This is a genomic window from Marinobacter sp. V34 (assembly GCF_055524115.1).
The window spans coordinates 1-26,777 of record NZ_JBUPZY010000005.1 but is presented as its reverse complement, the minus strand read 5'-3'; the positions used below and the strand labels follow the sequence as shown (position 1 = coordinate 26,777).

Annotated in this window: 25 protein-coding genes; 22 read left to right on the top strand and 3 right to left on the bottom strand. The window is 58.0% G+C overall.

The window, feature by feature from the left end; translation table 11 throughout:
* The first annotated feature begins 6 nt into the window (after window positions 1–6).
* From AC0B60_RS09790 to AC0B60_RS09730, 13 genes are all read left to right on the top strand, one after another.
* Complete coding sequence (locus tag AC0B60_RS09790) at window positions 7–663, top strand: CerR family C-terminal domain-containing protein (protein WP_465085632.1); 657 nt, start codon at window positions 7–9, stop codon at window positions 661–663.
* 111 nt (window positions 664–774) lie between these two features.
* On the top strand, window positions 775–2,295 hold the full coding sequence (exaC, locus tag AC0B60_RS09785) for an acetaldehyde dehydrogenase ExaC (protein WP_465085631.1): 1,521 nt from the start codon (window positions 775–777) through the stop codon (window positions 2,293–2,295).
* Window positions 2,296–2,660: 365 nt separating this feature from the next.
* On the top strand, window positions 2,661–2,732 hold the full coding sequence (pqqA, locus tag AC0B60_RS09780) for a pyrroloquinoline quinone precursor peptide PqqA (protein WP_007153157.1): 72 nt from the start codon (window positions 2,661–2,663) through the stop codon (window positions 2,730–2,732).
* A gap of 52 nt (window positions 2,733–2,784) precedes the next feature.
* On the top strand, window positions 2,785–3,714 hold the full coding sequence (pqqB, locus tag AC0B60_RS09775) for a pyrroloquinoline quinone biosynthesis protein PqqB (protein ID WP_465085630.1): 930 nt from the start codon (window positions 2,785–2,787) through the stop codon (window positions 3,712–3,714).
* Between the two features lie 20 nt (window positions 3,715–3,734).
* Window positions 3,735–4,466 carry a pyrroloquinoline-quinone synthase PqqC gene (pqqC, locus tag AC0B60_RS09770; protein WP_465085859.1) on the top strand — a complete coding sequence of 244 codons (732 nt, stop codon included), beginning with the start codon at window positions 3,735–3,737 and terminating at the stop codon, window positions 4,464–4,466.
* 11 nt (window positions 4,467–4,477) lie between these two features.
* A complete protein-coding gene (gene pqqD, locus AC0B60_RS09765) occupies window positions 4,478–4,741 on the top strand; it encodes a pyrroloquinoline quinone biosynthesis peptide chaperone PqqD (protein WP_465085629.1) in 264 nt (87 codons plus the stop codon).
* Window positions 4,738–5,892, top strand: coding sequence for a pyrroloquinoline quinone biosynthesis protein PqqE (pqqE, locus tag AC0B60_RS09760; protein WP_465085628.1), 1,155 nt, complete (start codon window positions 4,738–4,740; stop codon window positions 5,890–5,892). Before pqqD ends, pqqE begins: the two co-directional genes overlap by 4 nt.
* Window positions 5,893–5,965: 73 nt before the next feature.
* Window positions 5,966–7,756: a S9 family peptidase gene (locus AC0B60_RS09755; protein ID WP_465085627.1), complete on the top strand. Its 1,791-nt coding sequence runs from the start codon at window positions 5,966–5,968 to the stop codon at window positions 7,754–7,756.
* A 58-nt stretch (window positions 7,757–7,814) separates the two neighbouring features.
* Window positions 7,815–8,978 carry an alcohol dehydrogenase-like regulatory protein ErcA gene (ercA, locus tag AC0B60_RS09750; RefSeq protein WP_465085626.1) on the top strand — a complete coding sequence of 388 codons (1,164 nt, stop codon included), beginning with the start codon at window positions 7,815–7,817 and terminating at the stop codon, window positions 8,976–8,978.
* The gene (locus tag AC0B60_RS09745; RefSeq protein WP_465085625.1) at window positions 8,962–10,629 is read left to right on the top strand and encodes a hybrid sensor histidine kinase/response regulator; all 1,668 of its coding nucleotides are present in this window, start codon (window positions 8,962–8,964) and stop codon (window positions 10,627–10,629) included. The genes ercA and AC0B60_RS09745 overlap by 17 nt, the downstream gene beginning before the upstream one ends.
* 49 nt (window positions 10,630–10,678) lie before the next feature.
* A complete protein-coding gene (locus AC0B60_RS09740) occupies window positions 10,679–10,963 on the top strand; it encodes a hypothetical protein (protein ID WP_465085624.1) in 285 nt (94 codons plus the stop codon).
* Window positions 10,964–10,994: 31 nt separating this feature from the next.
* Complete coding sequence (locus tag AC0B60_RS09735; protein WP_465085623.1) at window positions 10,995–12,371, top strand: class II fumarate hydratase; 1,377 nt, start codon at window positions 10,995–10,997, stop codon at window positions 12,369–12,371.
* A 42-nt stretch (window positions 12,372–12,413) separates the two neighbouring features.
* Window positions 12,414–12,896 carry a CDP-archaeol synthase gene (locus AC0B60_RS09730; RefSeq protein WP_465085622.1) on the top strand — a complete coding sequence of 161 codons (483 nt, stop codon included), beginning with the start codon at window positions 12,414–12,416 and terminating at the stop codon, window positions 12,894–12,896.
* A 9-nt stretch (window positions 12,897–12,905) separates the two neighbouring features.
* Here AC0B60_RS09730 and AC0B60_RS09725 read toward each other — a convergent pair whose 3' ends face one another.
* Window positions 12,906–13,880: a metallophosphoesterase gene (locus AC0B60_RS09725; protein ID WP_465085621.1), complete on the bottom strand. Its 975-nt coding sequence runs from the start codon at window positions 13,878–13,880 to the stop codon at window positions 12,906–12,908.
* 145 nt (window positions 13,881–14,025) lie between these two features.
* Here AC0B60_RS09725 and chrA point away from each other — a divergent pair, with 145 nt between their 5' ends.
* The 3 genes from chrA to msrB all read left to right on the top strand — a co-directional run bounded on the left by chrA (window position 14,026) and on the right by msrB (window position 16,389).
* Window positions 14,026–15,204, top strand: coding sequence for a chromate efflux transporter (chrA, locus tag AC0B60_RS09720; RefSeq protein WP_465085620.1), 1,179 nt, complete (start codon window positions 14,026–14,028; stop codon window positions 15,202–15,204).
* Window positions 15,205–15,302: 98 nt separating this feature from the next.
* Window positions 15,303–15,950 carry a peptide-methionine (S)-S-oxide reductase MsrA gene (gene msrA, locus AC0B60_RS09715; protein WP_465085619.1) on the top strand — a complete coding sequence of 216 codons (648 nt, stop codon included), beginning with the start codon at window positions 15,303–15,305 and terminating at the stop codon, window positions 15,948–15,950.
* Window positions 15,951–15,960: 10 nt separating this feature from the next.
* The gene (gene msrB, locus AC0B60_RS09710; RefSeq protein WP_465085618.1) at window positions 15,961–16,389 is read left to right on the top strand and encodes a peptide-methionine (R)-S-oxide reductase MsrB; all 429 of its coding nucleotides are present in this window, start codon (window positions 15,961–15,963) and stop codon (window positions 16,387–16,389) included.
* A 53-nt stretch (window positions 16,390–16,442) separates the two neighbouring features.
* Here msrB and AC0B60_RS09705 read toward each other — a convergent pair whose 3' ends face one another.
* Complete coding sequence (locus tag AC0B60_RS09705) at window positions 16,443–17,414, bottom strand: calcium/sodium antiporter (protein WP_465085858.1); 972 nt, start codon at window positions 17,412–17,414, stop codon at window positions 16,443–16,445.
* Window positions 17,415–17,743: 329 nt separating this feature from the next.
* Here AC0B60_RS09705 and mqo point away from each other — a divergent pair, with 329 nt between their 5' ends.
* The 5 genes from mqo to AC0B60_RS09680 all read left to right on the top strand — a co-directional run bounded on the left by mqo (window position 17,744) and on the right by AC0B60_RS09680 (window position 25,311).
* The gene (gene mqo, locus AC0B60_RS09700) at window positions 17,744–19,225 is read left to right on the top strand and encodes a malate dehydrogenase (quinone) (protein ID WP_465085617.1); all 1,482 of its coding nucleotides are present in this window, start codon (window positions 17,744–17,746) and stop codon (window positions 19,223–19,225) included.
* A gap of 153 nt (window positions 19,226–19,378) precedes the next feature.
* Window positions 19,379–20,611 carry an ATP-grasp domain-containing protein gene (locus tag AC0B60_RS09695; RefSeq protein WP_465085616.1) on the top strand — a complete coding sequence of 411 codons (1,233 nt, stop codon included), beginning with the start codon at window positions 19,379–19,381 and terminating at the stop codon, window positions 20,609–20,611.
* Between the two features lie 53 nt (window positions 20,612–20,664).
* The gene (locus AC0B60_RS09690; RefSeq protein WP_465085615.1) at window positions 20,665–22,689 is read left to right on the top strand and encodes a hypothetical protein; all 2,025 of its coding nucleotides are present in this window, start codon (window positions 20,665–20,667) and stop codon (window positions 22,687–22,689) included.
* A 28-nt stretch (window positions 22,690–22,717) separates the two neighbouring features.
* Window positions 22,718–24,388 carry an acetolactate synthase large subunit gene (locus AC0B60_RS09685; protein ID WP_465085614.1) on the top strand — a complete coding sequence of 557 codons (1,671 nt, stop codon included), beginning with the start codon at window positions 22,718–22,720 and terminating at the stop codon, window positions 24,386–24,388.
* A 50-nt stretch (window positions 24,389–24,438) separates the two neighbouring features.
* Window positions 24,439–25,311 (top strand): hypothetical protein, encoded by an 873-nt coding sequence (locus AC0B60_RS09680; RefSeq protein WP_465085613.1) that lies wholly within the window; start codon window positions 24,439–24,441, stop codon window positions 25,309–25,311.
* Between the two features lie 129 nt (window positions 25,312–25,440).
* Here AC0B60_RS09680 and AC0B60_RS09675 read toward each other — a convergent pair whose 3' ends face one another.
* Window positions 25,441–26,037 (bottom strand): exopolysaccharide biosynthesis protein, encoded by a 597-nt coding sequence (locus tag AC0B60_RS09675; RefSeq protein ID WP_465085612.1) that lies wholly within the window; start codon window positions 26,035–26,037, stop codon window positions 25,441–25,443.
* Between the two features lie 182 nt (window positions 26,038–26,219).
* On the opposite strand from AC0B60_RS09675, the gene AC0B60_RS09670 reads away from it, so the two are divergent.
* On the top strand, window positions 26,220–26,693 hold the full coding sequence (locus AC0B60_RS09670; RefSeq protein ID WP_465085611.1) for an MgtC/SapB family protein: 474 nt from the start codon (window positions 26,220–26,222) through the stop codon (window positions 26,691–26,693).
* Window positions 26,694–26,777 lie beyond the last annotated feature (84 nt).

Here is a 26,777-nt window from a genome sequence, read left to right as displayed (position 1 = left end):
AAAGCAGTGGCAAACGAGCCGGGCAGAGCCGAAGACGAAACCGCCCAAAAACTGATCCTGGCGGGCATGGAGTTGTTTGGTCAATATGGCTTCAAAGGAACCACGACCCGCATGATTGCCGAAGCCGCCGATTCCAATATCGGCTCCATTGCCTATTACTTCGACAATAAGACTGGCCTGTACCACGCCATTGCCCGGCATATTGCTCGGCGCATGAGAGAAGTTTTCGGCTTTACTGACGAACAATCGGCTACAAGCGCCAGTGATTGCGATCAGGCCCTGGCCCAACTCGAACTCATCGTGAAACGCATGGTTCGCCAGTTCGCCCAGGCCCCGGAGGCTCGCCGCTGGCTCATGTTGGTGATGCGCGAACAGGCCAGTCCCACCGAGGCGTTTGATATCCTCTACGAAGAAACCTTCGAACGTGTCCATGTGCACCTGACCCGCCTGATTGCGGTCGTGATGGACCGGTCACCCGACGAGCGCCGGGTCATCATCGAGGCCCATACCGTCATGGGTCAGATTGTCTTTTTCCTGGTAGGCCGCTTCCCATTACTACGCAGGCTTGGGATAGAGGGCGAATTCCCCGACGACGTCGTGGACACTGCCGAACAGGTGGTGATTTCCCACCTCCATGCCCTGGCGTTTACTACCAAGGGATGAGTTTTTCACCTCCATCGAATCATTCAACTATCCAGTGACGGGGTCTACATTGAATAGGTAAACGCGCAAGGCCGCGTTGTCCTGCGACAAACACAACAAGAGGTCGAGACCATGATCTACGCACAACCCGGTAAGGAAGGCTCTGTTGTCTCCTTCAAACCCCGTTACGAGAACTACATCGGCGGCGAGTGGGTCGCCCCAGTAAAAGGCCAGTACTTCGAGAACATAACGCCGGTCACCGGTGATGTGATCTGTGAAATCCCGCGCTCCCAGGCGGAAGACGTCGATCTGGCTCTGGATGCCGCCCACAAGGCCGCGCCCGCGTGGGGCAAAATGTCCACCACCGAGCGCTCCAACATTCTGCTGAAAATCGCCGACCGCATCGAACAGAATATCGAGATGCTGTCGGTCGCCGAAACCTGGGATAACGGCAAAGCCGTTCGCGAGACACTGAACGCCGACATTCCTTTGGCGGTTGACCACTTCCGTTACTTTGCCGGTTGTATCCGTGCCCAGGAAGACACCTCCAGCGCCATCGACAACAACACCGTGGCCTATCATTACCATGAGCCGCTGGGGGTTGTGGGCCAGATCATTCCCTGGAACTTCCCGCTGCTGATGGCTGTATGGAAGCTTGCGCCCTGTCTGGCGGCTGGTAACTGTACGGTGATGAAGCCGGCCGAGCAGACACCGGCCAGCATCCTGATCCTGATGGATCTGATTGGCGACCTGTTGCCACCGGGTGTGGTCAACATCGTGAATGGCTACGGCATCGAAGCGGGCCAGGCGCTGGCCACCAGCAAGCGTATTGCCAAGATCGCCTTCACTGGCTCAACACCTGTAGGCTCCCACATTCTCAAATGTGCTGCCGAGAACATCATTCCGTCTACCGTGGAGCTGGGTGGCAAATCCCCCAATATCTACTTCTCCGATGTAATGAAGGCAGAGCCAGAGTTCATCGACAAGTGTGTGGAAGGCCTGGTGCTGGCATTCTTCAACCAGGGTGAAGTGTGCACCTGTCCGTCCCGCGCGCTGGTGCAGGAAGACATGTACGACGAGTTTATGGCGAAGGTTGTTGAGCGTACCAAGTCGATCAAGCGTGGCAATCCGCTGGATACCGATGTACAGGTCGGCGCCCAGGCCAGCAAGGAGCAGTTCGACAAGATCATGTCCTACCTCGAAATCGGCAAGCAGGAAGGCGCGGAAGTGCTGACCGGCGGTGGCCGTGAGGAAATGGACGATGCCTATAATAATGGTTTCTACGTTCAGCCCACGCTGTTCAAAGGTAAGAACGACATGCGTGTGTTCCAGGAGGAAATCTTTGGTCCGGTGGTGGGTGTGACCACCTTCAAGGACGAGGAAGAAGCCCTGGCCATTGCCAACGACACTGAGTTTGGTCTGGGTGCCGGCCTCTGGACCCGCGACATCAACCGTGCCTATCGCATGGGCCGCGCTATCCAGGCTGGCCGCGTATGGACCAACTGTTACCACCAGTACCCGGCTCACGCTGCCTTCGGTGGTTACAAGAAGTCCGGTGTTGGCCGCGAGAACCACAAGATGGCGCTGGACCATTACCAGCAGACCAAGAACCTGCTGGTCAGCTACGACATTAACCCGCTGGGCTTCTTCTGAGGCCGGTAATGACTGTTGTGCCCGGGCCCTCCCACACAAGGCCCGGTGGCGAGTCAGCACATGGATGTGCACATTCCTCCCCGGTGTCTGGCCGGGGCGCATCTCTACCGGGTTGCAGTTGACTGGTGGGGGTGGATGGGTCTTCCTGCCATTTTTAGGTCCTTCCCAGGGCCTTTTTTTGTGTCTGATCCGATGTGTGCCGGCATGGGTCGAAAGGATGAGTTTCCGGGCTCAGATCAGCTGGAAATCAGTGCCAAAGTACCATATTTGCCTTTTCGGGGACTGGGTAGGATTGAAGGTGAGTTACCGGGTAACCGGTTAACGGATCCTCAATACCACAACAATCATCACAAGAGGTAAGCGTTATGTGGACCAAACCAGCCTATGAAGACCTGCGGATCGGCTTCGAAGTCACCATGTACTTCGCCAACCGCTGAGAAGTGATGGCCAGCCTTGCGCGCTGGCCATTTTGCTTCTGGAGTTTCCGTCATGCAGATTCGTATCCTCGGTTCCGCCGCCGGCGGAGGGTTCCCCCAGTGGAACTGCAATTGCGCCAACTGTGATGGTTTCCGCAAAGGTACCCTGAACGCCAGCGCTCGTACCCAGTCTTCCATCGCCATCAGCGAAGACGGCGTGCACTGGATTCTCTGTAACGCGTCTCCCGATATCCGTGCTCAGCTGGCAAGTTTTGATGCCATGCAGCCGGCGCGTGCGCTTCGGGATACCGGCATCAATGCGGTGTTGCTGATTGACAGCCAGGTGGACCACACCACCGGCCTGCTGATGCTGCGTGAAGGCTTGCCGCTGGATGTCTGGTGCACGGCGCAGGTTCATGAAGACCTGAGCGGCGGCTTTCCACTGTTCAGAATGCTTGAGCACTGGAACGGAGGGCCCCGGTGGCACGAGGTGCCCTGTACCGATCAGCAGGCTTTCACCATACCCTGCGCCCCCTCCCTGCGTTTGACCGCCATTCCACTGCTCAGCAATGCGCCACCGTATTCGCCACGCCGAAACAACCCGCATCCCGGAGATAACATCGGATTGTTCATTGAAGACACCCGCAGCGGTGAAACCGTTATGTACTCGCCAGGTCTCGGGCAGCCGGATGAACAGATTCTGCAATGGATGCGCAAAGCCGACACTCTGCTGGTGGATGGCACGGTGTGGCACGACGACGAGATGCTACGTTGCGAGGTGGGCACGCGCACCGGTCAGGAAATGGGGCACCTGGCCCAGAGCGGCCCCGGCGGTATGATCGAAGTGCTGGATACCATGCCAGCACGGAGAAAAATTCTTATCCATATCAATAATACCAACCCCATTCTGGACGAAGATTCGCCCGAGCGGGCCGTGCTGGATAGGCATGGTATTGAAGTGTCGTTTGATGGAATGCATCTGGATATGGAGGTGCCCTTGTGAACGCAATCGCTACACCCATCATGAATCGTGGGGATTTTGAGCAGGCCCTGCGGGCAAAAGGCGACTATTACCACATTCACCATCCGTATCATAAAGCCATGTATGGCGGTGACTGCACCCCGGAGCAGATTCGTGGCTGGGTCGCCAACCGGTACTACTACCAGATCAATATTCCCCGCAAAGACGCCGCTATCATGGCTAACTGCCCGGATGCCTCGGTGCGCCGGTTGTGGCTCCAAAGAGTGCTGGATCACGATGGTCACAGTGATGACGAAGGTGGTATCGAGGCCTGGCTGAGCCTGGCGGAAGCAGTAGGGCTAACCCGGGATGAGGTCATTGACCAGCGCCACGTGTTGCCGGGTGTGCGGTTTGCCGTAGACGCGTACCTGAACTTTGCCCGGCGGGCGACCTGGGAGGAAGCGGCCTGTTCCTCCCTGACGGAACTGTTTGCGCCGGAGATTCACCAGTCCAGGCTCGATAGCTGGCCCCAGCATTATCCCTGGATCCAGACGGATGGCTATGCCTATTTCCGCAAACGGTTGTCGGAAGCGCGCCGAGACGTGGAACACGGCCTGACCATCACCCTGGACCACTTCACCACCGCGGCACAGCAGGCCCGTGCCCTGGAAATCCTCCAATTCAAACTGGATATCTTATGGTCTATGTTGGATGCCCTGACTATGGCTTATCAGCACCACACGCCGCCGTACCACACCGTAACCAGCCAGCCGGTCTGGCACCGGGGGTTGTAGTGGCCACGCCGATGGAACGCACACCCCGCCTTCGCCCGGGGTTCCGCTTCCAGTGGGAGCCGGCCCAGAAGGCCCATGTGCTGTTATATCCGGAAGGTATGGTGCGCCTGAATGACAGCGCTGGGGCGGTACTGAAAGAAGTGGATGGCCAGCGTACCGTAGCCGACATCGTCGCCATTCTGGAGCAGCAGTTTCCTGACGCGGGGCCTCTGGAAGAGGATGTCAGCGAGTTCCTCAAGGATGCCGAACAGCAGCATTGGATACTGTTCCCATGAATGGGCACAACATCATGCCAGCAGGTGATCGCCCTGGTATTGGTCCGCCCCTATGGCTGCTGGCGGAATTGACCTACCGCTGTCCGCTGCAATGCCCTTATTGTTCCAACCCGCTGGATTTTGCTCAGACACAACAGGAACTGACCACCGAAGAGTGGGTCAGGGTACTGCGCCAGAGCCGTGAGATGGGGGCAGCGCAGTTGGGTTTTTCCGGTGGTGAGCCGTTGGTGCGCCAGGACTTGCCGGAACTCATTTCAGAGGCCAGGCAACTTGGCTATTACACCAACCTGATCACTTCCGGGCTGGGGCTCACCGAGGCCAAGGTGAACGCCTTCAGAGATGCCGGGCTGGACCATATTCAGGTCAGTTTTCAGGCCTCGGACCCGGAACTGAACAACGCCGTGGCCGGCTCACGCAAGGCTTTCGAGCAGAAATTGGCGATGGCCCGTGCGGTAAAGGAAGCGGGTTACCCTATGGTGCTCAATTTCGTGATCCATCGCCACAACATCCATCAGATGAACGATATCATCAGCCTCTGTGATCGTTTGGGTGCGGACTACGTAGAGCTGGCGACCTGTCAGTACTACGGTTGGGCGTTCGAAAACCGGGAGGGGCTGATGCCCTCCAGGGCGCAGTTGGAAAAGGCGGAGGCTGAAGTAAACGTCTATCGCAAACGCCTGGCGGACGACGGATCGGCGATGAAGCTGATCTTTGTAACGCCGGACTATTACGAAGAGCGGCCAAAAGCCTGCATGAATGGGTGGGGCAGCCTGTTCCTCACCGTAGCGCCAGATGGCACCGCCTTGCCCTGTCACAGTGCCCGCCTGTTGCCCATTGAATTTCCCAATGTGCGGGATTCCTCACTACACTCCATCTGGTATGACAGCCCGGGTTTTAACCATTACCGGGGTGATAGCTGGATGCCGGAGCCCTGCCGATCCTGCGACGAAAAAGGGAAAGATTTCGGCGGCTGTCGTTGCCAGGCCTACCTGCTGACAGGTAACGCCGACAATGCCGACCCTGTCTGCAGCAAGTCGCCCCATCATGACCGCATCCTCGCCGCCCGCAAGGCGGCGGACCACGCTACCGCGGGGCTGGAGGAGCTGACCTATCGCAACACCAACAATTCCCGGTTGTTCTTCAGGGGCTGATGCCTGGAACCCGCCCCGGTATCCGTTGCTGTCCGCCGAACAGGCGGCTGCAGCGTATACCCAGCGTGGGTGGGTGACGGCAAGCCAAGCCGGCGCATTCTGGCTGGAGTTCGACCCTGACAGTGGTCGCAACCTGCTCCGAAAAGTGGGTAACGAGAGTCCTCAATGGGTCGTTCCCCTGGCTTTCGATATTCGCAGCCAGGTCAATGGTTACGGCGGAGGTGCGCTGTGTGCCGGGCGCGACGCGGTGTATGTGGTTGAAGCATCCCAACAGCAGATTCATCGTATCGATCCTGTTACGGGTGCCACAAACGCCGTAACACAGGGTACGGACGCCAGCTTCGGCGGGCTGGTATGGGACCCATGTCATCACCGTACCCTGGCGGTTCGTGAACGTTCGGGTTGTCAGCAGTTGGTGGCCGTTCGAGATCACAACGAGATCGTGCCCCTGCACGACAGCGAGGATTTTTACAGTGCACCGGCACTCTCCGCCAATGGTGAGCGCATGGCCTGGGTTTGCTGGTCGTTACCGGATATGCCCTGGGTTAGGTCCGTTCTATGGACTGCGGATGTTGATGAAGACGGAATGTTGGTTCGTGCCCGTTGTTGGCCCACACCACGGGAAGGCAGCGTGCAGCAGCCTGTGTTCGATGGTGAGATGTTGTACGTGCTGTCGGACCACGAAGGATGGTGGCAGGCATGGTGCGTTTCCTGGCCAGATGGCCAGTCCAAGTGGACCTGCCTGGACACAACAGCAGCGGATCACGCAAGCGCCCCCTGGCAATTGGGCGAACGCCATTATTGCCCGTTGGGGCAGGGCGGTTGGGCCTGGGTACGTTACCTAAACGGGGTGGGGGAGCTGTGGCTGAAGTGCTCCGCTGGTTCATCACCTGCAAGGCTAGCGCCGGACTTCAACGACTTCCGGCATATGACGCTCTTCGACGGCCACCTTTATTGTGTTGCCCGATCGGCGACCCGGCTGGACTCTGTATTGGCGGTGGATCTGGCAACCAACAGGGTCCACCTGCTAGCCGGGGGCGAAGCGCCGTTCGCGGATACGCCAATCGTTGCGCCTGAATTTTTTCGGGTGCCTTCATCGAGAGGAGGCCAGGAAGGGGTGGGTGGTTTTTTCTATCCGCCCGTTGATAGTTCATCTGAGGATAGCCCACCGCCGTTGATTCTGATTGCTCACGGTGGGCCCACGTCGACGGCCTGGCCGGTATTCAATCCGCAGGTCCAGTTCTGGTGCCACCATGGTTTTGCAGTCGCCGATGTCAATTATCGCGGCAGTGCGGGATTCGGACGCCGCTTTCGCATGGCGCTCGCTGGCAACTGGGGCCAGACCGATGTGGAGGATATGGAGCGGGCAGCGGACCACCTGGTGGCGAGTGGCCGGGCAGACGCCGGCCGGCTGTTTATGCAGGGCCGTAGTTCTGGTGGTTATACGGCGCTGATGGCAATGACTCACAGCACACGGTTCCGGGCCGGTGCCAGTCTGTTTGGTGTTAGCGATCCAGCGCGTCTGCGGGAAGTGACGCACCGATTTGAGTCAGGCTACCTGGACTGGCTGCTGGGTGCGCCAAGTGATAATCCCGAGCGCTGGCATGAGCGCACGCCCGTTCAGCAGGCACATTGCATTCGCAGGCCAATGATTTTTTTTCAGGGCGGCCAGGATCGTGTGGTCGTGCCCGAGCAGACCCGGGAAATGGTGCGGGTGCTGGAGCAGAACGGGCAGCCCGTGGAGCTCTGGTGGTTTGAGGATGAAGGGCACGGTTTCCGGCAGCGGAAAAATCAGGTTGCCCTATTGGAAAACCTGCTCGCTTTCTACTATCGAAATAGCCGAAAGTGCAATGATGGTGGGTAATGGTTGAGGTAAACTCAGGGTCTACACAATAACAACAGCAACACTGAAGAGAGCGCCCATGAGCTACGACATTTCTGCCCTGCGCAAGTTTGTGTCCCCCGAGATCGTCTTTGGTGCCGGCTCACGCAAGGCAGTGGCTAATTTTGCCAGTAACTTTGGTGCTCGACACGTGTTCCTGGTGTCCGACCCTGGTGTGGAGAAGGCCGGTTGGGTGACGGAAATCATGGACATCCTGGTGACAGCCGGGCTGCGTGTCACCGTTTTTACCGGTGTTTCTGCCAATCCCAAAGTAGATGAAGTCATGGCCGGGGCAGATCTGTACAAATCCAGTGAGTGTGATGTCATTGTCGCCATTGGCGGCGGCAGCCCCATGGACTGTGCCAAGGGCATCGGCATCGTCAGTGCCCATGGCCGGAGTATTCTCGATTTTGAGGGTGTGGACACCATTACTTCGCCCTCGCCCCCGATGATCCTGATTCCCACCACGGCAGGGACATCCGCCGATGTCTCCCAGTTTGCGATCATTTCCGACCCCAATCGGCGTTTCAAGTTCTCCATTATCAGCAAGGCGGTGGTGCCGGATGTGTCGTTGATTGACCCCGAAGTGACGGAAACCATGGATGCCTATCTGACAGCCTGTACCGGGGTGGATGCGATGGTGCATGCCATTGAAGCTTATGTTTCCACGGGTAGTGGGCCGCTGACCGATACCAACGCGCTGGAAGCCATCCGGCTGATCAATCGCCATCTGGAACCGTTGGTCCTGAATACCGCCAATGTGCACCTGCGGGAGCAGATCATGCTGGCCTCCATGCAGGCCGGCCTGGCTTTTTCCAACGCCATCCTGGGGGCAGTGCATGCCATGTCCCATAGCCTGGGTGGTTATCTTGATTTGCCCCATGGCCTTTGCAACGCCCTGCTGCTGGAACATGTAGTGGCCTACAACTACACCTCGGCAGAGGATCGATTCCGGCGGGTGGCCGAAGCCATGGATATCGACACCCGGGGCATGTCTAAGCCGGTGATCAAACAGCGCCTGATGGAGCGAATCATCGTGTTGAAACAGGCCGTGGGGTTAGAAGCCAAGCTGGGCAAACTGGGTGTGACCACCTCTGACATCCCTTACCTGTCGGGCTTTGCCTTGCAGGACCCATGCATCCTGACCAATCCTCGAAAGTCCTCCCGCCGTGACGTTGAAGTGGTTTATGAAGAAGCCCTCTGATTCCAGCGAAGCTGACTACGACATCGGCGACCTGCTTGGCCTTGGCAGCCAGTCGGTACGCAAGAATTATTATCCGGCTCTGCAGGAACGGATCGACGAGCTGGAAAAGGAACGTAATCGCTACAAATGGCTATTTGAGAATGCCCTTCACGGTATCTTCCAGGCCAACCTCCGGGGCGGTTTTGTGGCCGCCAACCCGGCCATGGCCCGGATTTGCGGCTATGAAAGCGCAGAGGCGCTAATCACGGGGGTTATCCGCCTGCGCGAGCAGCTGTTCTGCAGTTCCGGTGAGTTTGATGCTATCCGCCAGGAGTTACTGGACAACGGCAGCCTCAGTGCGAGGGAAGCCCGGCTCAGGCGAGCGGACAATACGCCGGTGCAGGTGGCGATCACGCTGTTGCGACGGCCAGACCTCGGCCCCGAAGTGGTGGAAGCCTTTGTCGCCGATATCACCGAGCGGCACCAGGCACGGGAAAAGTTGCGCCGGCTCAACGCGGATCTGGAACGTCGTGTGGAGGAACGCACCGACGAGCTGAAGAGCGCCAATGAGAGCAAAGACAAATATCTTGCGGCGGCCAGTCATGACCTGCTGCAACCCCTGAATGCGGCCAGACTGCTGGTGTCCGCCCTTATAGACAGCGACCTCCCAGTGGACGAGAACCGACTTGTACAGCGTGTACAACGGTCCCTGGAGAGTGCCGAGGACCTGTTGGCGGATCTTCTGGATATATCCAAGCTGGATCAAAAAGCCATGCGACCGGACATCGTCAATACCGACATTGGCGAACTGATGCAGGGGTTGGCGCAGGAATTCGAACCAGTGGCTGAGAACGCAGAACTGCATTTTCGGGTACGCTCGGGCGCCGGTTACGTGCGCACTGACCCGCGAATGCTGACACGGATACTCCGTAACCTGTTAAGCAACGCGTTTCGCTACACCCGTGAAGGTGGGGTCCTCTTTGCTGCCCGCAAGCGTGGCCCCAACCTTGAAATCGGCGTGTGGGACACCGGTGTGGGCATCGAGCCGGAAAAGCTGGAGGACATCTTTCGTGAATTCCACCAGATATTGCCCAAGGGCGGTGGTCGCCAAGGGGTGGGCCTGGGATTGGCGATTGTGGAGCGAATGGCGAGGGTGTTGTCCTGTGACATCCGTGTGGATTCACGTCATGGCAAAGGGTCCTGTTTCAGTATTCTCATTCCCCTGGCCCGCTTCACCGAAGCGCCTGCCAGCGGTCAGAAAGCGGAACCTTTGGCATTAGCTCCCGCGTTTTTCGAGGGACTGCGTGTTCTGGTGATCGATAACGAAGAGCCGGTACAGGAAAGTATGCGAGCCCTGCTGGAACGCTGGGGATGTAGTGTCGCGACGGCGGGCAGCGCGACGGAGGCTGTGGCACATTGTGGTGGCACCGATATCATCCTGGCCGATTTCCACCTGGATGAGAATCTGACCGGTTGTCAGGCGGTGTACTCGGTTCGTCGTCACTTTGGTCGTGATATCCCGGCCGCCATCATTACCGCTGATCGCAGCGATGAAACGCGCCGGCTTATCAGTGCACAGTATCTGCCTGTGCTCAATAAGCCTGTCAAACCCAACCGCCTTCGGGCACTGGTATCCAGTCTTGCCACATCCTTGAACTCGGAATCGCAATGAGGGTCTACACTTTATTCTGTCAGTAATTGTTTTGTCAGGAGAGTGAGCCATGTCCGTTCCCGAAAACGCCCTTACCAATCACGAAGTGACTGTTTGCCTCTCTGGCGGTGCCATTCTAGGGCCCTTCAATGCCACCTGGTCGAGAGACGAGGGTGGCGACGTGCGGGAGCTGGTAAGGGAGTACGACGGCTTCCTTCAGGGAGAGAAGCAACACCGTTTCAAGTTTCACCTTCACGATACCTATACCAACACGGTTCATACCCTGATCCTGAATTTTGATCAGGTTACCGGCATTTGCGACCATGTCAGACTGAAGTCACCGCCAAACGGGTGAGCCCTGATGCCTGTGAACAGAGGAGGATGTCATGATGAATTTCAGGACTGAAAAAGACAGCCTTGGCGAAGTGCGCGTTCCCGAGGAGGCTCTGTGGGGCGCACAGACCCAAAGGGCGATAGAGAATTTTCCGGTAAGCGGCTTGCCAATGCCACCGGCGTTCATCGCTGCGGTGGTACGGGTGAAACAGGCAGCCGCGGATGCCAACGCCAGCCTCGGTTTACTGGATAACGATCTGCGGGATGCGATTGTCGCGGCCGGCGACCGCCTGGTAAACGGTGAATTCGCTGACCAGTTCCCCATCGATCGCTACCAGACGGGGTCGGGCACCAGCACCAATATGAATGTGAACGAGGTCATCGCAGCCCTGGCTGCAAGGGATGATGTCGAAATTCACCCCAACGATCACGTCAACATGAGCCAGAGTTCCAACGACGTGATCCCGACTGCGATTCATATCAGTGCCGTGGCGGGCATATACGAGCGTCTGATTCCCGCGCTGACCCACTTGTGTGGTGTTATTTATGAGCGTGAGGCGCTGTTTGCGAATCAGGTCAAGACCGGCCGCACTCACCTGATGGATGCCATGCCGGTCACCCTGGGGCAGGAATTGAGAACCTGGCGCGAGCAATTGCTCGCTGCGGAAAAACGGCTTGAGGTCGCGGCCGAGGAGTTGCTTGCCATACCCCAGGGCGGGACTGCCGTAGGAACTGGGGTGAATGCGCTGGAAGAATTTTCAGGGCAGTTCGTCAAGTTCCTCACGTCCAATACGAGTTACCATTTCCGCTCCCTGGAACATAAGTTCGTGGGGCAGAGTGCCATCGACGCGCCCATAGCCCTGTCGTCCCAGTTGCGGGGGCTAGCCATCATACTGACCAAGATCGCCAATGACCTGCGCTGGATGAACAGCGGGCCGATTCACGGCCTGGCGGAAATCAGCCTGCCGGCCCTGCAGCCCGGTAGCAGCATTATGCCGGGCAAGGTGAATCCGGTGATTCCCGAGTCCGTGGCCATGGTCGGGGCTCAGGTGATGGGGCTGGACAGCACCGTTGCCATGGCAGGGCAATCGGGCAACTTCCAGTTGAATGTGATGTTACCGCTGGTAGGCGCCAACCTGCTGGACATGATCGAGCTGCTGACGAACGCCTCAGCCATGCTCGGTGACAAGGCGATTCGGGATTTCACGGTGAATACCGAACATCTGGACGCTGCGGTCGGCAAGAACCCGGTACTGGTTACTGCACTCAACCCCGAGATCGGTTATAGCCTGGCGTCGGATATTGCCAAGGAGGCCTATCAGAGCGGCCGACCGGTGATTGACGTGGCGGAAGAACGCAGTGGCCTTGACCGGAAACGGCTGGAGGAACTGATGGACCCGCTGAAACTGACCAAAGGCGGGCTTGCCTGAGACCTACCGCTGGACGAGCGGTGCTGACGGAGACTGAGCCGATTGCTGATTTCTATCGAGCTCTTTGTGATGCTGGTGCTGGCAAATGGCGCACCGGTACTGGTCGCCCGGCTGTTTGGCCGGCGCTGGTCAGCCCCTGTTGATGGCGGCAGGCTATGGCGGGATGGGCAGCCGGTATTGGGACGAAGCAAAACCTGGCGCGGTGTCGTGTCCGGTGCGTTGGCGTGCTGTCTATTCGCATGGATAACCGGGATAGGCGTCGTATTTGGCCTGGCTTTCGGGTTGCTGGGCCTGATTGGCGATATCATCAGCAGTTTCATCAAGCGCCGTGCCGGGCTCGCCTCCAGTGCCCGTGCAGTCGGGCTTGATCAGATCCCCGAAGCCTTGCTGCCGATGATCCTGGCGTGGCTTTGGCTGGGGCTGGGCTGGTTCACGGTGGCGGTTGTCGTGGTGCTGTTTACCGTGTCCAATATCCTTTTGTCGCCCCTGCTGTACCGCCTGGGCATTCGCCATCAGCCGCACTGAGCCCAGAGTTCAGCCGGGGCCCCGTGTAAGGGTGTGTACAGTCACTTCCGGAGGGCAATTCAGGCGCACATTAACCACCGACGTGCCAGCGCCCGGTGAGGTATAGCCCTGCATGCCATTGCGGCGCCAATAGCCACGGCCGAGTTCTCTGGGACAATCGGCGTCCAGGGTTACGGGGACGCCTCCGGGCAGGCAGATTTGCCCGCCGTGGGTGTGGCCGCACAGAAAAATGTCGTAGCCCGCATGGGCAGCCTCGCGCCAGATTTCCGGTGTATGGCTCAGCAAAACGCTGATGCCACCTGGAGGTATCTCGTCACCTGCTCTGTGCAGGTTGTGGACCTTGTAGAAATGGGCATCGTCCACGCCCGCCAGATAGAGCTTGTCGTCTCCCTGTTGGAGCTCGACATGCTCATTCATCAGCAGGTGATAGCCCATGTCCTCAAGGCCTGGAACCATACGCACGCTGTCGTGATTGCCCAGAACAGCGTAGGCCTTGCCGTGAATCGCGTCCCGAAGTCTTGCCATACCATCCATGGCGTTGTCGATCGGCCCCCAGGTGAGGCGCCGGTAATCTCCTGTGAGCACACATACATCGTACTCGAGGGGCTCGATCTGACGGATCACGGCCTGCAGGTTGGCTTCATCCATATCCACATGGAGGTCGGTGAGGTGCAGTATGCGGAAGCCCTCGAAGGCCTGGGGCAGGTCGGGTATGTGGAACTGATTGTGGGCGGTATCCAACCGACGGCTGTTGTGTTGGCCTCGCCGGAACAAACCCGTCAGTTTCAGGCAGGCACTGATAAAACGTGGGGCGGAGGTGATGTTCTCCAGGTGGAACGAATGCTGGTCCGGCCCGAACACGCGAGCTTCCGCATCCCGCTCGATACCCAGGCGCTGGCGCGCATGTACTGGGCCAAGGCGGAGGCTCAGGCGATACTCCAGGAGTTCATCCTGATTGTCTGGTGTATGGGCCCGGGCGGTCATTGTTGGTCCTGTTGGTTGTTGGAAACGTTACCTGTCACGATCCGGTCAACCCGTCCCTTCATTATGGTCGGGACTGGGAGTGATGCAACCGGGGAGTCATAATGTTCATCATTCTTAACACACGTTGCCATGATCAGAGCGTTCCATGACCAAGGATACGTACGCCGGAGCTTTGCCAGCCTGGCACATTTTTCTATTGTTTCTGCGTCTCGGCCTGACGTCTTTCGGCGGTCCGGCGGCCCATCTGGGATTTTTTCATGATGAATTCGTAAAGCGCCGGCGTTGGTTGTCGGACTCCGCCTACGGCGAGGTGGTGGCACTGTGTCAGCTATTACCCGGTCCTGCTTCCAGCCAGGTAGGGTTAACCCTGGGTTTCCTTCAGCGGGGCTATCGTGGCGCTGCAGCAGCCTGGCTTGGTTTTACTCTGCCGTCGGCATTGTTGATGACGCTGTTTGCACTCGGCCTTGGCCTGTGGCCGGATGCAGGGCAGGGTGGCTGGATAACCGGGCTTAAGCTGTTTGTGGTCGCCGTGGTTGCCCAAGCGGTATGGCAAATGGGCAAAACACTGTGCCCGGATGCTCCACGCCTGTCGATTGCCGTGGTGGTCGCAGTTGTCCTGCTGATGGTGGGCGCAGCCTGGATGCAGATACTCGTCCTGCTCGCAGCCGGCGCTGTGGGTGCTGCGATGCAATTGCCGCAAAAGCGCGTGGAAGAGACATTAACCATACCGGTGCAGACCCGACGGCCGATGGCATTCCTGGTGGCGTTTTCAGTGTTGCTGTTGTTGGCATTCCTACCGCTGGCTTCCGGCTCGCTGGCCTGGATCTGGTCTGAACTCTATCGTGCGGGAGCGTTGGTGTTCGGGGGTGGCCATGTGGTGTTGCCCTGGCTGCAGGAGGGTTTTGTGGCGCCCGAACACCTGTCGGCGGATGCCTTCCTGGCCGGCTACGGCGTCGCACAGGCCATGCCCGGCCCACTCTTCACTTTCTCGGCGTTCTTGGGGGGTGTCGAGAGCGGATGGACCGGTTCCGCCGTGGCTGTGGTTGCTGTTTTCCTGCCAGGAACCCTGCTGGTATTTGCCGGTCTACCTCTGTGGTCTTATATTCGTAACCATGCAGCTGCGAGAGCGGCCCTGGCCGGGGTGAACGCCGGCGTTGTCGGGCTTCTGCTGGCGGCGCTGTATGATCCGGTGTGGACCTCTGCCGTGCATGATGCTGCGGGAATTGCGTTTGTCCTGCTGGCCTGGGTTTCCCTGGCGATATGGAAGGTGCCGGTCTGGATACTGGCACCGGGCAGTGCGCTGGTTGGCTTGCTGATTCTTTGATGCCCCCAAAGTGGGGGTAGCTAAAACCGGACAGGAAGGCCACACTTGGACATTGGAAAACTGAATGAACGGTAATGACTTAGACGCAGAGGCTTATTATGTCCACATCCTGCACGATTCCGGGCCTGAATGTACCGAAGAGTCGCTTTCCGGAGCCTGAAAGCGATTTGCCAACCGGCGATCACCGCGAGCAAAGGGTAGTGCTTGGCGGGGGCTGTTTTTGGTGTGTGGAAGCCGTTTTCCTGGCGGTGAACGGCGTTAGCCGGGTGGAATCCGGGTATGCCGGTGGCAGAGCGGATACCGCCAACTATGAGGCAGTTTGCAGCGGCCAGACCGGCCACGCCGAAGTGGTGGACGTTCATTACGACCCGCAAACCGTCAGCTTCGGGGAACTTCTGAAGGTGTTTTTCTCAGTGGCCCACGACCCAACCCAGCTTAATCGCCAGGGGAATGACCGTGGTACCCAGTATCGTTCCGCCATTTTTTACGAGAATGACGAACAGAAACAGGTGGCGGAAGCCTACATCCGCCAACTGAACTCGGCAGGCGTTTATGATAATCCTCTGGTGACGACCCTGGAGCCGTTGGGTGCCTTTCATCCGGCGGAAGACTATCATCAGAATTTTGCCGCACGGAATCCGTACCAGCCCTACATTATGGCTGTTGCGGCACCAAAGATGGAAAAGCTTGTGGACACCTTCGGTGATCAGCTCAAGCCTGGTTACACCGACAACGATATTGCCTGAGGAGGCTGCTATGAGCGTTTCTGCTGCAGGTTATGACCTGACCCCGTTAACGCCACAACAAGTGGAAGAAAAGGCCGCAGGCCTGACGGACGATGAGCGTCGCGTGTTGCTGGATCATGGCACCGAACGGCCATTTTGCGGCACTTTGCTGGACAACAAGAACGCAGGTGTCTATTACTGCCGGTTGTGCGAATTGCCGCTGTTCAGTTCCGATTCCAAGTTCGATTCTGGCACGGGTTGGCCGAGTTTTTTTCAGCCCTTTGACACCGACCACATCCGCTATATTGAAGACAACAGCATGGGCATGGCTCGCACGGAAATCCGCTGTCCGCGTTGTGACAGCCACCTGGGGCATGTGTTTCCCGATGGCCCCCCGCCCACCGGGCAACGCTACTGCCTGAATTCGGTGGCGATGGAGTTCCGGGAAAATCAGGGCTAGCTTTCTGCGCAGAGGCGAGTTGTACGCAGTGCAATTCGCCCCTCCGCGGCGGTTCAGCGAATGACCGTGGACACCAGGTAGCTGGTGTAGCATACATATACGACGAGCAGTAACAGCCCGTCGGGCCGGCCAATTACCCGTGCTTTGCCGGCCAGGCCAAAGCTCATTACCAGTAGGCCGACCGTCAGGGCGGTCATGAGTGTCCAGTCGCGATAGAGCACTTCCATGTCGACGGACAGCGGCTCGATGGTGGCAGCCAGGCCAACCACGGCCAGGGTGTTGAATATCCCGGACCCGACGATGTTGCCGAGAATCAGGTCGTGCTCGTTTTTCTTGACCGCTGCCAGTGCAGACGCCAGTTCAGGCAGTGACGTGCCAATGGCCACAATGGTCAGCCCGATGATCAGGTCGCTGACACCAAGGCCCTGGGCGATGAACACCGCACCCCAGACCAGCATCCGTGAGCTAACCAGCAACAATATAAGGCCAATGACCAGCCACATCAGGGCGCTTTTCAGAGGCATCGGGTGGGCGGCCAACTCTGAGTCGGTCTCGCCAATCAAAGAGTCGCCTTTACCTCGAATCCCCTGAAAAATAGACCAGCCCATCACCGCCGCGAATACCCCCAGCAGCACACAGCCATCAACCCTGGACAGTTCACCGTCAATCAGCTGGTATCCGGCAATGGCCGTCAGAACCAGCAGCAACGGAAGCTCCTTTCGAATTACCTGGGAATGCACTGCTATAGGGGCGATCACTGCGGTAAGGCCAACGATCACCGCAATATTGGTGATGTTAGAGCCATAGGCATTACCCAGGGCTAGCCCGGGATTGCCATCGAGCGCGGCCATGACTGACACTGCCAGTTCAGGCGCAGAGGTTCCGAATCCGATAATCACCATACCAATCAACAGCGATGGCATACCGAGGTGTTTGGCGGTGGCCGCCGCGCCTTCAATGAAGCGGTCTGCGCTCCAAACAAGTAAAACCAGGCCAGCGATGATTGCTGCGATTGCCAATAGCATAAAGGATGCCCTGTTGGTGTAAGCCGCACGGTATGAGACTAAAGTGGCGGTGATATCGTCGAGCGCAGACGCGAGAATGTAATAAAGCGCGCCCGGCGAGCGCATTTTAAACGTTTGACCTACTCACGGCCACCGTTGGTAAACAAATCAGGACGTTGGCCTTTGTCAGATAGGTTGGCGCGCCCAACCCCTGGGCGCCAGATCACGAGTCAGTTGATAATCGCAATTTATTATCCGACCAAAAAACGGGATAATCGCGCCACAATTTCAAAGCCCTTCTGCTGATCGTGGGCGGGCAACAGGCTTTAAACTAGCTAGGGTGATAACCAATGGCCGTTAGACAGGCAGATGTGGTGCTGGTCGGCGGGGGCGTCATGAGCGCCACCCTCGGCATGATGCTCAGGCAGCTTGATCCTTCCCTGGACATCGTCATGGTTGAACGTCTTGATCACGTAGCCCATGAAAGCACCGACGGATGGAATAATGCAGGGACCGGGCACGCCGGCTACTGCGAACTCAATTACACCCCCGAAACCGACGATGGCGATGTTGCTATCGAGCGGGCATTGAAGATCAATGCCTCGTTCGAAGTGTCTTTGCAGTTCTGGTCCCATCTGGTTGAACAGGGCATGCTGCCGGAGCCCAAAAGCTTCATCAACCGCACCCCTCACCAGAGTTTTGTCTGGGGTGAGGATGGCGTGAAGTTCCTCAAGCGTCGCCACGAAAAACTCAGCGCCCATCACCTGTTCCGCGAAATGGAGTACACCGAATCCCCGCGGGATCTGGAAGAATGGATGCCGCTGGTGGTGAACAACAGGGACCCGATGCAGAAAGTGGCGGCAACGCGCATCAAGCACGGTTCAGACGTGGACTTTGGCTCTCTCACCCGCAGTATGGTGGAGTTTCTGGAAACCACGCCGAATTTTGAACTGATGCTCAGCAGCCCCGTGCACTATCTGGCCAAACGTGACAATGGTCGTTGGAAGGTGCGGGTCAAGAACCAGAAAACCGGCGAGCTGACGAAGCTTGAGGCGGGGTTTGTCTTCCTGGGTGCCGGTGGTGGCGCCCTGCCGATGTTGCAGAAATCGAATATCGACGAATCCAAGGGTTACGGCGGTTTCCCGGTCAGCGGCCAGTGGCTGGTTTGCCAAAAGCCTGAGGTTGTAGAGCAGCATCACTCCAAGGTGTATGGCAAAGCGCCGATTGGCGCGCCACCCATGTCCGTGCCGCACCTGGATACCCGTATCATCAACGGCGAGCCGGCCCTTCTGTTTGGCCCGTTTGCTGGCTTTACCACGCGATTTCTCAAGCAGGGCTCGGTATTCGATCTGTTCGGCTCGGTCCGTTCAGCGAATCTTCGCCCCATGCTATCGGTGAGTCGCACCAACATGGACCTGACCCGCTATCTGATTGGTGAGGTATTCCAGTCACACAGCGACCGGGTGGCCTCACTGCGCAACTATTTCCCGGACGCCCGCGAAGAAGACTGGCGCCTGCAGGACGCCGGCCAGCGGGTGCAGATCATCAAGAAGTCGCCCGAAGGTGGCGGTAAGCTGGAGTTCGGTACTGAAATTGTGGCGGCGAAAGACGGCACCCTGGCCGCTTTGCTTGGCGCATCGCCGGGGGCTTCAACCGCTGTCCAGGCCATGATTGATGTGATCCAACGTTGCTTTCCGGAACGTATGGAATCACAGGAATGGCAGGAGCGTATGAAAGTGATGGTGCCGTCCTACGGTCAATCACTGGTCGACGATGAGCAATTACTCAACAAAGTGCGGGAACGAACGCTCTCAACCCTGAAATTGAGCTGATATTCCTAAACGATCTAACGCTGGCAGAAGCGCTGGTAGTCCTGGCTTAAAAGCTGAGGCTGCCGGCGCTTTTTGTTTTTCGGGCGTCGGGCCCGGTTGCGATTTGCGCCTGAAACGTTAGGTTATAAGGAAACACCACCAAGGAGAACGAACATGAGCGAGCAAGAATTCGATCCGAATAAAGGCTATATCGCACTCCTGGGATGGAGCCTGAACGCGGTGGAAGCCGCCGATAAATTTGATCGACGATATGTGGTGGTTGCGCCGGATTGGGCAGAGGCTTACTGCAAGGAACATGACATTCCCTATGTGCCTTGGAACTTCGAACGCCTGAACGACCGGTCGGTTGAGATTGCTCAGACACTCAAAGAGATGGGCGTTAATGTGGCTATCCCATTGTTTGAGGAAACCGTGGAATGGGCCGGCGCTATCAATTCGGTTCTGATGGATCAGCCAAAGCTGTTCGGCCAGTCCATGTTGTTGCGGGACAAGGCTCTGATGAAACGCCGCGCGCAGTTGGGCGGCATTCGTGTGGGGATCTTCGAGGAAGCCCACGACCGGGACGACGTTATCCGTTTCCTCAAGCGCGTCAACCAGACCCTGCTGAAGCTGGACGGTGACCCGAATGACCCGATTCACCTCAAAGCATTCGACAAGGCCGGTTGTCTGGGCCACCGGGTGATTCGTACCCCGGATGAAGTGGATACCATTCCCGAGGAGGAATTCCCGGTGTTGATGGAATCCCACCTGGACGGTTGGGAATTTGCCGTTGAGGCGTGGATTCATAACGGCAAGATCGCGTTCCTGAACATCTCGGAGTACGTGACCCTGGGGTACTCGGTGTTTGTACCGGCCACGCCGGACCTGGAGAAATATCGGGAGCAGATTACCCGCGAGATCGAAAAATTGATCAAAACGTTCGATATCGAATTTGGGTTTATCCACCCCGAGTACTTCGTGACCAGCGACAGCACCATGTACTTTGGCGAGGTGGCATACCGGCCGCCGGGCTTCAAGGTGTTCGAGCTGCTTGAACGTGCGTACGGCTTCAACGCCTATCAGGCATTGATCATGACCTTCGACCCGAAAACCACCGCCGAAGAGGTTAAAGCCTTCTTCCCGAAAGAAGTGGTGGACGCCAAGGGTTATGCCGGCTGTTTCGGCGTTTATCCGCGCCGTCGTGTGGTCAACAAGCTTGAAATGCCTGAGGAAACCGAAAATCACGATTATTTCGAGTCCCACGAACTGACGCCGCCTCTGGAGGAAACGGTCACCAAGCGCACTGCGTTCGGCACGCATTGGGGGCTGATTTACTTCTTCGGTGAAGACCCTTATGTGATGCGTGATTTACTGAAACATCAGGAAGAACTGGATTTCTATGTATAATTCCGTAAGGAATTAACAACAACGGGTCTGGTCCAGACTCTGAGGAACACAGTTTGAGCAACTCCGACGCTGGAAATCCGGCACCTGTCGTCAATTTCGATAAGCTGGTTCAGCGACTGGACGATGCCATTGCGGCTCTCGATGAGAGCCGCGCTTTTGCCAAACTAGGCAAGTTGCCCCGGTTGTTCGACATCGTGCGACGGGTACTTCTGCAGCCCGAGGGCTGCCTTGCGATTGAACAGCGAGCCGAACGGCTTGAGAAAGCCGGCGTGTTCCTGGGAACCGACTGGGCAGACCCTTCCATTCTATTGCCATCGTTGACCACCTTCTCCCTGCAAAGCCCGCAGGCCGACACGGTCATCATCGAAGCGCTCAGTGAACTGCGCCTGCTAGCGGTAGCGCGTGGTGAGTACCTGCACGAGTCGATGTCGGCGGAACAGGCGCATCACTACCTGACTCAGGTATTGGCCATCAACCTGAACATGCTGTTTGGTGAAGCAGGCGAGGCCGAGCGGGAACAGGGCAAGCTGGCACTGGTCAGCCGTGCGGTAGTACAGCATGTTGCCACCCAGATCGGGTATGAACATGTTATTGATCAGTTGATTGAAGAGATCTGGCGGATATTGCAGCAGCGACCGATCCAGGTCAGCAGTGTGCGGCAGATGATTACCCAGATTGCACTGAGCCGTATCGACCCCAATGTGGATCTCGGTGGTGCGGGCCAGGGTGCGGAACGGCTGATTTCAAGCCTTTACGGGCCGACACAGGCGTGCCGTGAAGATCCTGGCATTCCTGTCTACCAGGAACGGCTGCAGTCCATGGACGCCGTGGCCCTGCAAAGTGAGGCGACCGGTTTCGCCCGTTCCATGCACGACACCGGGTTGGTATCTCCCTATCACGCCACGTTTGTCCGCCACATCCTGGAGAGTCAGGATGCGCTACTGACGGAAGCCCTGGGCCTGTCCAGTACCGGCCGTGATTGCCTGCTGTGCTACAAGGATCTGGTGCACGAGTTGATCAACGAAGGTGTTTATCCGGAAACCGCACAAGGCCTGTATGGCCTTGCGTTGATGCTGGAGCGAGGCATTCTCTATCAGCCGCCACTTGCGCCTGCGCTGTGGCGCCAGGCCAGGCTTTCTATCTGCACGCAAGCCCGTGAACGCATCCAGTTGGCGTATGGATATCAGCCGCAGCCGAAGGCGTGGCTGTTACAGGGTGTGCTTAACATGCTGGGCCAGCCCCTTGGTGTGGGGCAGGGTAATAACCCCACCTGCCAGTCGGCACGGGCGCTGTCCATGTGGGCATACAACGATCCGGACTATCTGTTGCAGATGGTGGCCTGGGCCGCCCGCGACAACGAAATTATCATGCACTTTGAAGGTCGCCCGGTTTCTTCGTCCAGTAGCCAGGGCGGTGTGGCTTCCGAAGTGACGCTCGACCTGGATCCGGTGTCGCTGGTGGTGGTGCCGCACCTTGACCGGATATACGCGGAAATGGGCCGCCTGTGTGTGGAGCGTCAGGGCGACCCCCATCAGTGGGTTAACCCCGAGTTCCATGGATGGTCCGCTGGCCGGGGATTCCGTATTAACGTGGACGTTGCAACCGGGCACCTGGAAGAGCTGGAAACGTTCCTGCGGCACTTTTATGCCAGTTACCACCCCTATTACAATGGCAACCAACCTCTGATTCACCCGCAACCGGCAGGCGTAGCGGTTACCGACAGCGCTGCTAGGTTCATTGGCTGGCACGCCATCACCATCCTTCGTGTGACCCTTGATCCGGAAGAAGTCATGCGGGTGTATTTCTTTAACCCCAATAACGACAGCGGCCAGAATTGGGGCGACGACGTGGTGGTCAGTACCTCCAGGAAAGGTGAACGGTTCGGTGAGGCATCCTTGCCCTTTGAACAGTTCGCCTCGCGGCTGTACATTTTTCACTTCGATCCCCTTGAGCGCGGTGAACCCGCGGAAGTGGGCGAAGAGGAATTGGAACGGGTGATCAGCCGCGTTCACCGCAGTTGGGGCCGAGACCGGTTACCTGCGGAGGCGCTGCAGGCAGAGCCTCCGCAGGACGGGTAGTTTCAACCAAGCCAGAACAGGAGAGATGATGAGCGCTGAGGCCAGTAACCGCCGCAACGGTGCCGAGCTATTTGTTCGCGCCCTGGAAAACGAAGGTGTTCGGTACATCTTCGCGGTACCGGGTGAAGAAAACCTGGATCTCCTTGAGGCCTTGCGCGAGTCCAGCATTGAGCTGGTTCTCAATCGACACGAGCAGGCAGCGGGCTTCATGGCTGCGACCTACGGGCGCCTGACAGGCCGCGTGGGTGTTTGTCTGTCTACCCTGGGCCCTGGCGCTACCAACTTGGTAACAGCGGCCGCCTACGCCCAGCTTGGGGCCATGCCAATGATGATGATCTCCGGGCAGAAGCCCATCAAGTCATCCAAGCAGGGGCTGTTCCAGATCCTGGACGTGGTGGACCTGATGCGGCCGCTCACCAAGTACACCCGCCAGATCAGCAACGCCAACACCATCCCCGCCAAGGTGAGGGAAGCCTTCCGGTTGGCGTCGGAAGAGCGCCCCGGTGCAGTCCATCTCGAATTACCTGAAGACATCGCCTCCGAGGTGGCAGAGAGCGATACCCATATCTTCCAGCCCAGTGATGCCCGCCGGCCCACTGCGAGCACCAAGAGCCTGGACATCGCCTGCGACATGATCAGCAAAGCCAGATACCCGCTGATCATGATTGGCGCCGGCGCCAATCGCAAACGGGTTTCCCAGGCCCTGATCCACCTGGTCAACGCGACCGGCATTCCCTTCTTTACCACCCAGATGGGAAAGGGCGTGGTGGATGAACGCCACCCCCGCTATCTGGGCAACGCGGCACTTTCGGACGGTGATTTTGTGCACTGCGCCATTGATCATGCCGACCTGGTGATCAACGTCGGGCACGATGTGGTTGAGAAACCACCCTTTTTTATGCATCCCGGTGGCAAACAGGTTATCCATGTGAACTTCAGCGCCGCCGACGTGGACCCGGTTTATTTCCCGCAGCACGAAGTGGTGGGCGACATCGCCAACAGTGTGGAATACCTGGCTGAACAATGCGGGCAGTGCTCCTCACACGACTTCAGCCGGTTTATGGAGGTGAAGGCCTCCGTAGACAGCCATATGGCCGACAAGGCGAACGATGGTCGTTTCCCGGTCATTCCCCAGCGCATTGTCAACGACGTGCGCCAGATCATGCCTGACGACGGCATCATCGCGCTGGACAACGGCATGTACAAACTCTGGTTCGCGCGGAATTACCCGGCCTACGACAACAACACTGTACTGCTCGACAATGCCCTGGCCTCCATGGGCGCCGGCTTGCCCAGCGCCATGATGGCGGCCATGCTCTACCCACACCTTAAGGTGATGGCGGTGTGCGGCGACGGTGGCTTCATGATGAACAGCCAGGAACTGGAAACCGCCGTGCGGCTGAAACTTAACCTGGTGATACTCATCATCAACGACAATGCCTACGGCATGATCAAATGGAAGCAGGCCCAGGAAGGATTCCAGAACTTCGGGCTGGATTACAACAACCCGGACTTCGTGAAATACGCCGATGCCTATGGCGCCACCGGCCATCGAATCACCCGCACCGAGGACCTGCGGCCGACACTGAAAGAGGCCCTGAACTCAGGTGGCGTGCATCTGATTGATGTGCCCGTGGACTACAGCGAGAACCGCCGCGTGTTTGATGAAGAATTGGTAAATCTGACCTGTAACCTCTAAAGCCTATAGTATCATTCGCCCGGTATTGAACATTGATTGAGGATGGGCGAATGAGTTACTCGTGGTTCAGAGTGGTGGCACTAACGCTGGCAGTCGTTGTGGTCACTGGATGCAGCAAGCCGGAAACTCCCCAGGAAGTGGCCGCCGAGTTCTGGCAGGCCATGTCCGAGAAAGACGCGGATACCGTTGCCGACCTGTCGACGCTTGCCGCCCCCTCTGCCTTCGATAGCTACGCCCGGGACTGGTCTGACACCGTGCCTGATTTTGGTCGGGTGGTTATCGAAGATCTCGAAGCCACGATCGTGACCCGCTTGCCCGCTGAAAATGGCGTCCCCGGCGAACGCCGGGAAGTGAATACCTACCTTGTGGAACTGAACGGCGACTGGCTGGTGGACTACGGCCGTACGGGTGAGGCGATTATGAATCCCTCCCCGTTTGGAGGCTTAATGGGCGAAATCAACAAGCTGGGCGAGCGCTTGACGACCAGTTTCGGACAGTCCTCCGACGATCTCTCTCGCCAGATGGACGCCATTACCCGCGAATTCGAAGCGTATTCCGACCAGACACGCCGGCGGGCAGAGCAGGCAATGGAGGAGTACGGGCGTGCCTTGCAGGGACTGATGGAAGAGCTGGAAAAGTCCATCGGAGAGGCGCTGGAAGACAACCAGCGGGCGCCTGAGAGAGATCGAAGTGCCCTGCAGCGGACAGCTGCGGACCTCAATCGAAGCAGCGACAAGCTGGGTGAACCGAATTTCGACGCTTTTGCCGACAGTTCGCGCGCGCTGGCAGAGGCGGGCGCACGTTTCTCAACCCTGAGCGACGATGCCTTCAAGAGCTACAAACGCACATGGGATGACAAACTGGACGAAATCACGGAGCGCACCAAGGTATTTTTTGAAGAACTTCATGGAAACGAGAGATAACCGACAGTCATAGAACTGTCATATGGATCTGGTGTACTGAAGATGTGTTAGTCCCTGAAAGCGACTAGAGGAGCGTCTGCTCCACTGCATCTTTGGGCCAACGGACGGCTCCTTTTTACACCTCTAGCATTACCCTGCCAACCCGGTAACCACAAACCAGCCGGTCACCAGCGTGAGCGACGTTGCCACAATAGCCAGCAACCCGTCCCGCGCTACAATGGCCAGCCCGAAGGCCATCAACGCGGCACCGCCACCATTGGCGCTGAAGGGCACCACTTCCATCGCCGGCATCGCCAGAGCCACCAGCATGCAGATCACGGCCATCACATAGAGCCCTGGCCCGTTCACCAAAAACACCAGGCGCGGCCCTGTCCAACGATCCAGGAATCGGGCCGGTTTTTGCAGCCAGTCCAGTCCCTTCAGGAGCTTGTCCTGAGGCACGGAGCGCTGGGAAATCCAGGATGGCATCCAGATGGTGCGTCTGTGGAACAGCAGTTGCCCCAGTGTCAGCAGAACCACCAGCCCCAGAATGGTTGGAACGCCAGGGATGTCGCCGATCAACGGCGCCAGGGTGATCAGCCCTGCTACGAGCACCACAGGTCCGAACGAACGTTCCCCTACGCCGTTAAGGATATCGTTCACCGACACGCGCCCGGCCCCAGCCGCCGACTCGCGAATTTGCTCCAGCAGCTGTTGCATGTTGGTAGGGTCGCCATTATTGCGCATAGATAGGACTCTTCCTCAAACTCAGGATAACGTCTGCCAAACCCGGCCTTTAGAACCTACCATTCCCGAAAGTGGGAAAACAGCGATTACGCCCGAACAGGGGCGGAAATGATTGAAGCCGGTGCAGACCAGGGCTAATCTCGATCAAGCGACAACAAAAACTTCAAACCCCGGAAATCCCCATGCCAGACTTGCTCAACGTTGATTGGATGCTCACCCTCAACCACCTGCTGTTGATGGCCATTGCCTATCTGCTGGCGTTCCCCATCGGTTTTGACCGGGAAGAACAGGGCCCCAGGATCGGCCTGAGAACCTTCCCGCTGGTGGCCGTGGTCTCATGTGGCTTCATGCTCGTTGGCCGCGCCGTCATCGACTCCCCGGGTGAACAGGGCCGCGTACTGCAAGGCATCGTCACCGGCATCGGCTTCATTGGCGGCGGCGCCATCCTCAAAGACGACAGCCGCGTAATCGGCACCGCCACCGCCGCCAGTATCTGGAATTGCGGCGCCATCGGTGTGGCTGTGGCCTACCACCACCTGGAAATTGCGATTGCCCTGAGTGCGCTGAATTTCTTCACGCTGCGCTATATGGGAAGGCTGGTGCGGTCGGTGACTGTAGTTGCCCCCGCTAAACCGGACACCACCTCATCAATTTGATGCCAGTTCTGCCCGGTACTCCCAGGGCGACTTCATTTTCAACCCTTTGTGCGGGTGGCTGCGGTTATAGTCCTCGATCCATTC